This window comes from Phenylobacterium sp. (assembly GCF_036263695.1).
In the GTDB taxonomy this organism is placed as follows: domain Bacteria; phylum Pseudomonadota; class Alphaproteobacteria; order Caulobacterales; family Caulobacteraceae; genus Phenylobacterium.
Map to the genome: position 1 here is coordinate 1 of NZ_DATAGM010000393.1, position 6,779 is coordinate 6,779.

General features: G+C 72.2%; 6 protein-coding genes and 1 pseudogene. 3 read left to right on the forward strand and 4 right to left on the reverse strand.

What is annotated here, in order from left to right:
* Positions 1–18 precede the first annotated feature (18 nt).
* Together VHK87_RS15885 and VHK87_RS15890 are read left to right on the forward strand one after the other, a co-directional pair.
* Positions 19–927 (forward strand): glycosyltransferase family A protein, encoded by a 909-nt coding sequence (locus VHK87_RS15885; protein WP_329635872.1) that lies wholly within the window; start codon positions 19–21, stop codon positions 925–927.
* A complete protein-coding gene (locus tag VHK87_RS15890; protein ID WP_329635867.1) occupies positions 927–1,679 on the forward strand; it encodes a polysaccharide deacetylase family protein in 753 nt (250 codons plus the stop codon). The genes VHK87_RS15885 and VHK87_RS15890 overlap by 1 nt, the downstream gene beginning before the upstream one ends.
* 25 nt (positions 1,680–1,704) lie before the next feature.
* On the opposite strand, the gene rsgA is transcribed toward VHK87_RS15890, so the two are convergent.
* The 4 genes from rsgA to VHK87_RS15910 all read right to left on the reverse strand — a co-directional run bounded on the left by rsgA (position 1,705) and on the right by VHK87_RS15910 (position 6,450).
* Entirely contained in the window at positions 1,705–2,781 is a 1,077-nt protein-coding gene (gene rsgA / locus VHK87_RS15895) for a ribosome small subunit-dependent GTPase A (protein WP_329635868.1), read from the reverse strand.
* Positions 2,782–2,967: 186 nt separating this feature from the next.
* Positions 2,968–4,221 (reverse strand): O-antigen ligase family protein, encoded by a 1,254-nt coding sequence (locus VHK87_RS15900; protein WP_329635869.1) that lies wholly within the window; start codon positions 4,219–4,221, stop codon positions 2,968–2,970.
* Positions 4,218–4,919 carry a sugar kinase gene (locus VHK87_RS15905; protein ID WP_329635870.1) on the reverse strand — a complete coding sequence of 234 codons (702 nt, stop codon included), beginning with the start codon at positions 4,917–4,919 and terminating at the stop codon, positions 4,218–4,220. Before VHK87_RS15905 ends, VHK87_RS15900 begins: the two co-directional genes overlap by 4 nt.
* A 49-nt stretch (positions 4,920–4,968) precedes the next feature.
* Entirely contained in the window at positions 4,969–6,450 is a 1,482-nt protein-coding gene (locus tag VHK87_RS15910; RefSeq protein WP_329635871.1) for a GumC family protein, read from the reverse strand.
* Between the two features lie 114 nt (positions 6,451–6,564).
* Here VHK87_RS15910 and VHK87_RS15915 point away from each other — a divergent pair.
* Positions 6,565–6,779, forward strand: a pseudogene (locus VHK87_RS15915) (polysaccharide export protein); the annotation flags it as partial.

A 6,779-nucleotide genomic window follows, 5' to 3' on the forward strand; every position in this document is an offset into this window, starting at 1 on the left:
ACCCGGGCCCGCGAGAGCCTGTTCGACAACCTGCGCTGGACGGCGGCCGCGCCGCGCCTCTCCGTGCTGATCCCGTTCAAGGGCGACGATCCCACACCGCTGCTCACAGCCCTCGGCGGCGAGCGCGTCGAGGCCGAGGTCGTGCTGCTGGACGACGGCACCGGCGACAAGGCGTTGACCGCCAGGGTGCAGACCGCGCTGGACGCCCTGCCCCTCCCCGCCCGGCTGATCCGCCTTTCGCGCAACGAGGGCCGCTCCAAGGGCCGCAATCGGCTGGTCCGTCACGCCCGCGCCGCCCACTTGCTGTTCCTCGACAGCGACATGCTGCCCGACGAGCCGGACTTCCTGGCCGCCTGGCTGGAGCTCATCGAGGCCGGCGACCCGCCCGTGGCGTTCGGCGGCTTCTCGCTGAAGCAGGCGCAGGCGCTGCCCGAGCACGCCCTGCACCGGACGATGGCCCTGCACAGCGACTGCCTGCCGGCCAGCCGCCGGCGCCTGGCGCCGGAAAAGTCGGTGTTCACCTCAAACCTGCTGGTCCGCCGCGACGTATTCGAGGCCGAAGCCTTCGATGAGGCCTTTTCGGGCTGGGGCTGGGAGGACGTGGAGTGGGCCATGCGCGTGGCCCGCCGCTGGCCGATCGTCCACATAGACAACACCGCCACCCACCTGGGCCTGGAGCCGGACGCGACGATCGCCCGCAAGTACGAGGAATCGGCGGCCAACTTCGCCCGGGTCGTCGCCGCCCACCGGGAGGTGGTCTGCGACTATCCCAGTTATCGCGCGGCCCGGATGCTGAAGCGGGCGCCCCTGCGCGCGGTCTGGCGCCCGCTCCTGAAACGCTACGCCCTGGCCCCGGCCGCGCCGGTGAAGGCGAGAGCCTTCGCCATGCGACTCTACCGCGCGGCCCTCTATGCGGAGGCGGTCTGATGCAAGCCTACCAAGCCGACACGAGCCTCCTCGCCAAGCTGCGCCGCCGGATGGTCCGCGGGGCTAGCCGCCGGCGCGCCGTCGGCAGCCCGGGCCGCCCGATGGTCTCCTTCACATTCGACGACGCCCCCGTCAGCGCCGCCCGCAGGGGCGCCGAGCTGCTCGAGGCGCGCGGGCTGAAGGGCGCCTACTACGTCAGCGCGGGGCTGGCCGGGACGGAGGGGCCGATGGGCCGCTACGCCGACGCCGACGACTATCGCCGCCTCGCCGCCGCCGGCCACGAGATCGGCTGCCACACCTACTCCCACCTCGACTGCGGCAGGGCCGCCGGCCCCGCGGCCCTGGCCGAGGCGGTCCGCAACGCCGAGCAGCTGGAGGCCTGGGACATCCCCTTCCCCGCCACCTTCGCCTATCCCTACGGCGACGTCGCCGCCGGCCCGAAGGCCATCCTGGCCGCGCGCTTCCGGCTGCTGCGCGCGCTGCACCCGGGCCTCGTCGAAAAGGGCTGCGACCTGAACCAGGCGCCGGCGGTCGGCATCGAGGGCGCCGAGGGCGAAGCGACCGCCCGCCGCTGGCTCGACAAGGCCAAGGCCCGCAAGGCCTGGCTGATCCTCTACACCCACGACGTCCAGGACAGCCCCTCGCAGTGGGGCTGCACGCCTGCGGCCCTCGCCGGCCTCATCGACGCCGCTGTCGAGGGTGGGTTGGAGGTGGTCACCGTCGCCGAAGGCGCGCGGCGGCTGGCCGGGTAGCCGAGCGGCGCGCGGCGGCTCGCTCCTACTCCTCCGCCTCCGGCTCGCGCCCTCGCCCGCGCTTGCGGTTGGCCTTGGCCACGTGGATCCAGCGCTTGCGCCAGGCCTCCCTCGCCACCGGGTCCTCCTTGCGGTCGAGGTGGCCGAGCTCGCGCTGGAGCTTCACGTAGCCGCGCCAGCGGTCCTCGCCGAGTTCGCCGGCCTCGCGGGCGGCGCGGACGGCGCAGCCGGGCTCGGTCTCGTGACGGCAGTCGCGGAAGCGGCACTGGTCGGCCAGCGCCTCGACCTCGGCGAAGGCTGTGGAGACGCCGCCGCCCGGATCCCAGAAGGCCAGCTCGCGCATCCCGGGCGTGTCGAGGATCAGGCCCCCGCCCGGCAGCAGCACCAGCTCGCGGTGGGTGGTGGTGTGCTTGCCGCGGCCGTCGGTCTCGCGCACCTCGCCGGTGGCCAGGCGCTGCTCGCCCAAAAGGGCGTTGACCAGGGTGGACTTGCCGACCCCGGACATGCCGATCAGCACGGCGGTCAGCCCCGGCCCCAGGCGATGCCTCACCTCGTCCAGCCCCTCGCCGGTGACGGCGGAGACCGGCAGGATGTCCACTCCCAGGGCGACCTGCTGCGTCTCGGCGACGACGCCCTCGAGGTCCTCGCGGCTGTCCGCCTTGGTCAGCAGGACCACCGGCCGGGCGCCGCTCTCCCAGGCCGCGGCGAGGTAACGCTCCAGCCGGCGCAGGTTGAAGTCGTCGTCCAGGCCCAGCACCAGGAAGGCCAGGTCGATGTTGGCGGCGACCACCTGGGGCGCCTCGCCGGTGCCGGCAGCCTTGCGGACGAACTCGGTGCGGCGGGGCATGACCTGGCGAATGACCGCCAGCCCGTCGCCCTCCGGCGGCAGGATCGCCACCCAGTCCCCGGCCACGGGGTAGCCGCCCGGCCCTGCCTCGTGCTGCAGCTTGCCGGACGGGGCGCCGAGAACCTCTCCGGCGGCGGTGACGAGGCCGAAGCGGCCCCGCTGCTGAAGGACCACCCGCGCCGGCGAGAGGCCCTGCGCCGCGAAGGGCGCGAAGTCCTGCTGGAGTTGATCGCTCCAGCCATAGGTGATGAGCAATGGAAAATCCTTCGGTGTGGGAATTGGGGCGCTTCACAGCGCGCGCCGCCGAAGGACGGGGCCTCTCTAGATTAGAGGCAGGGTCCGGCGACGCGGCGAAGGCCGCTGGCAATGGGCGTCATCTGGACCTCTCCTCTCGTCGCGGGTTGACGTTGCGCCGAAGGCTAGGCTTCGGCGCGCCGAAAATCAATGTTCGGGTTCTGGATCCGGCAGCGCCAAGCGGGCGGCGATGGCCACGAACAACACCCAGCGCAGGTCGTTGTACACGAAGCCGATGCTCTCGGTGACGCTGGTCAGGCTGTAGACGATCAGGAACGGGGCTGCGAGATAGGCGCCGGCGTTGCGGAACATGGCCCAGAGCGTCAGCACCGTCGTCTGGATGTAGAACAGGCCGAAGGCGCCGAGGCCCAGCAGCCCCAGACCCAGCCACTGTTCGATCCAGGCGTTGTGGGCGTGCTCGGGCGAGAAGCCGGCGTGCCGCTCCATCCAGGCGTAGGGCGTCCAGGCCCCCTTCACGTCCCAGATCACGCCGTAGCCGTAGCCGGTCCAGGGGCGCTTCTCGATCTCACGCATAGCAGCGTCCCAGATCTCGGTCCGGCCGGTCAGGGTGGCGTCCTTGCCCAGCACCTCGAAGATCGCGTCGGCGGCGAACAGCAGCGCGCCGGCCCCGATCATCAGCCCGACCACCGCCAGCCAGACCATCGCCACCCGGCTCGCCGGCCCGCGCCGCAGCAGGCCGACGAACATCAGCGTCGCCGCTCCCAGCAGCAGCGAGACCAGCGAGGTCTTGGAGGTGGACATGATCACCAGGAACAGCGCCAGGGCCGCGAAGCCCCACCAGAGCAGCGCCCGCCTGGGGTTCAGCACCGCGGCGGCCGACAGGCAGACGAAGGCCAGGGTCATGGTGCCGCCCAGCGCATTCTTCTCCGGCCACAGCCCCCGCCAAGCGCCCGGGAAGATCTCCGACATCACGCCGAGAGACGGCATCGCCACGGCGGCGACGAGGGCGGCCGCAGCCAGGATGGCGAAGGTGGCCGCTGCGACCTCGGCCAGGGCCGCCCAGCCGAATCGGGCGGCGAGCACGATGCCGCCGACCGTCGTGCAGACCACCGCGAACACCCGCCGCGCGCTCTGGTCCGGCGCGATCGACCAGAATACCGAGAGCACCGCCACCGCCATCAGCGCCACCAGGAACGGCTGGCGGACCGCCGCCTGCACCGTGCGCAGCGGGGCCATCAGGAACACGCCGAACCCCAGCACATAGGCCGGCATGTAGAGCGTGCGGACCAGCCCGCCCTTGGCCGCGGCGGGATTGTCGAGGGTCAGCGGCAGCACCCAGGCGGCGCTGTAGATCAGCAGCATGCCCACGGCGAGCGGGGCGGCGAAGCCCACGCCCCTGGCCGGCGCGAAGGCCTCCGGCCGCGCCGCCAGCGCGGTCACGGCAGCAGGGCCTTCAGGAAGGCCGGCGCCTCCACCTGCCCGCGGTTGAAGAACAGCCCCGCGACGTGGCCGCCGGCGCCGTGGAGCGCGTCCTTGAGCCGGGCCGGAGCGGCGACGTCCGCCTGGTCCGCGGCGACCACCAGCACAGTCTGGTCCATGTGCGGCGCGACCGTGAGGCCGGCCTGAGAGCGGTCGGCGGCGGGCGAGTCGACGATCACCAGGTCAACGTGGGCCCGCAGCGCGCGCCAGTAGTCGGGGGTCGGCAGGACGTGGACGCTGCGCCCGCCCTGCAGGGCCTGGCGCTGGAAGCGAGTCACCCAGAGGCGGCCGGCGCCGACCTGATGGGCGCTGAGCCAAGCCGCGTCCGGGACCGGCCGGCCCTCGGCGTCGGGCGCCGGCGGGCGGACGGTGAAGAAGGCCGAGCCGTCCGGGCTGGCGCCGGCCGGCGCCGACAGCGGCCCGTAGCGCTCCGTATCGGCGGCGATCGCCGCATGCTGAGCGGAGCGGAGCAGGTCGAGGTCGACCAGCCAGACGCTGCGGCCGGCCCGCCGGGCGGCGAAGTGGGCGAACTCGCGGGCGACGGTGGAGGTCCCCTCCGCTCGGCGCGCGGCGATGAACTGGACCAGGCGGCCGGCGCCGGCGGCCGGCGCGCCGAGCGACGCCCACAGCTCGGCCATCTCGGCGCTCAGGTCGACCATGCTCAATCCGACATCCTGCTTCCGGCGCGAGGCTAGCCCGACTCGCCGCTCAGCGAACCGGCTTCAGCGACGCAGCCCCCAGCACCGGCAGGCCCAAGGTCCGCGACGCGGATTGCGGCGTCGGCAGGCCGGGCCGCAGGAAGCCGCGTAGCAGTCCGGCGCAAAGGGCCGTGAAGCCGGCGAACAGCAGCGCCAGCGCCGCCACCGGCCGCTTCAGGCTCTTTCCTTTGGTCGGCACGGCGGCCCGCTGGACGATGCGGATGTTGTCGTTGGTGCGCGAGGCGATGTCCTGGGCGGCTCGGCTCTGCTCCTCCTTGACCGAGAAGTCGCGGACATTGGCCATCAGCACGTCGCGGTCCAGCGCCAACGCCTGGAAGCGGGGCTCGAGGCCGGCGAGCCGCAGCCGGCGGTCCATCACCTGCTGCAGTTGCTCGTTCAGCGCCTGCACAGAGCGCTGCAGGGCGGCGACCTCGGCGGCCGCCTGCAAGCGGTCGGTCTCCACCGTCTGGCGGACCGGGTTGACGCCGAAGCGGCGGGCGCCGTCGGTGGTGGTGCGGCCCTGGGCCACCGCCTGCTCCAGCTGGGCGATCTGGACATCGACGTCCTGCACCGGCCGGGCGTCGGGCTTGTATCGGGACAGCAGGTCCTCGCGCTGCACCCGAAGCTGGGCGAGCTTGTCGGACGCGGCGGTGTTGAGATCGCGGTAGAGGCCCACCTCGGCCGCCACCTGCCCGAGCTGGCTTTGCAGCGCCCCGAGGCGTGCAGTGCGCTCCTGCAGCTGCGCCTCGGTCTGCAGCTTCTGCTGTTCGATCTGCGCCTGCAGCTGCGAGAGCGAGGCCTTCTCGGCCACGAAGTCGCCGATGCGGTTGTTGACCAGGAAGTCCTGGTAGGCCTGGTCGGCGTCGGCCAGCCGCTGCTGGAAAATGATCCGTTGCTGCTCGATGACGGGCGAGGTGGGGTCGATCAGCACGTTGCGCCGATAGACCAGGTACTCCTCGATCAGCGTGTTGAGCATCAGCGCCGCGAGTTCGGGGTTCTTGTGCTCGAAGCCGACGCGGATCACCGGCGTGTCCGGGGCCGTCTCGATCGCCAGGTTCTGCTCGAAGCTGCGCACCACGCCGCCGATGATCTTGCGCCGCTCGGCCGGGGTCGCCTTGGCGTACTTGGCGGCGAGCTTGGGATCGATCTTGTCCAGTCCGATCTTGTCGATCACTCGCCGCTTCAGGGCCTCGCTGCCGAGGATCTCGGTCTCGGCCTGGATCAGCTGGTCGGGCTCGGGCACCGCGCCGCGGCCGGCGTCCCCCGCCCGAGGCTCGTAGACATACTCCTGGCCCAGCCGCACCAGCACGCTGGCGTAGGCCGGGTAGCTGGGCTTGATCAGCAGGGCGGCGACCAGCAGCAGGGGGATGAAGATGGCGGCGAACACGCCGGCCATCAGCCAGCGCTCGCGCCACAGCAGCACCGGGATGTCGCTCGGCGCATAGCGCGGCCGCGCGGTCCACGAAGGCGCAGACGCCCCTCGCGGCCTCATCGTCGAAGCGATCGCTGCGTCAGCCATGGAATCGGTACGAGAGTAGCCCCACCCCTGGACCCTGGCGATCCGCGCTTAAGGCTTCGTTACCCATTTCCGTTAACCCTCGGGGTCATGGGGCAAAGTCGCAGATTCCTCCTTCTCACCGGTCTTTCGGCCGCGCTGCTGAGCGGCTGCGCCACGGCGGGCGCGCCGGTTGGCCAGGCGAGCGCCGCCTCCGACCGGTTCCCCGACATCACCTACTCAGACTGGACCGAGTACGAGCCGCCCTACCGCTTCTATCCGGGCGACGAGATCGAGGTGAGCGTGCCGACCGCGCCGGAGCTCTC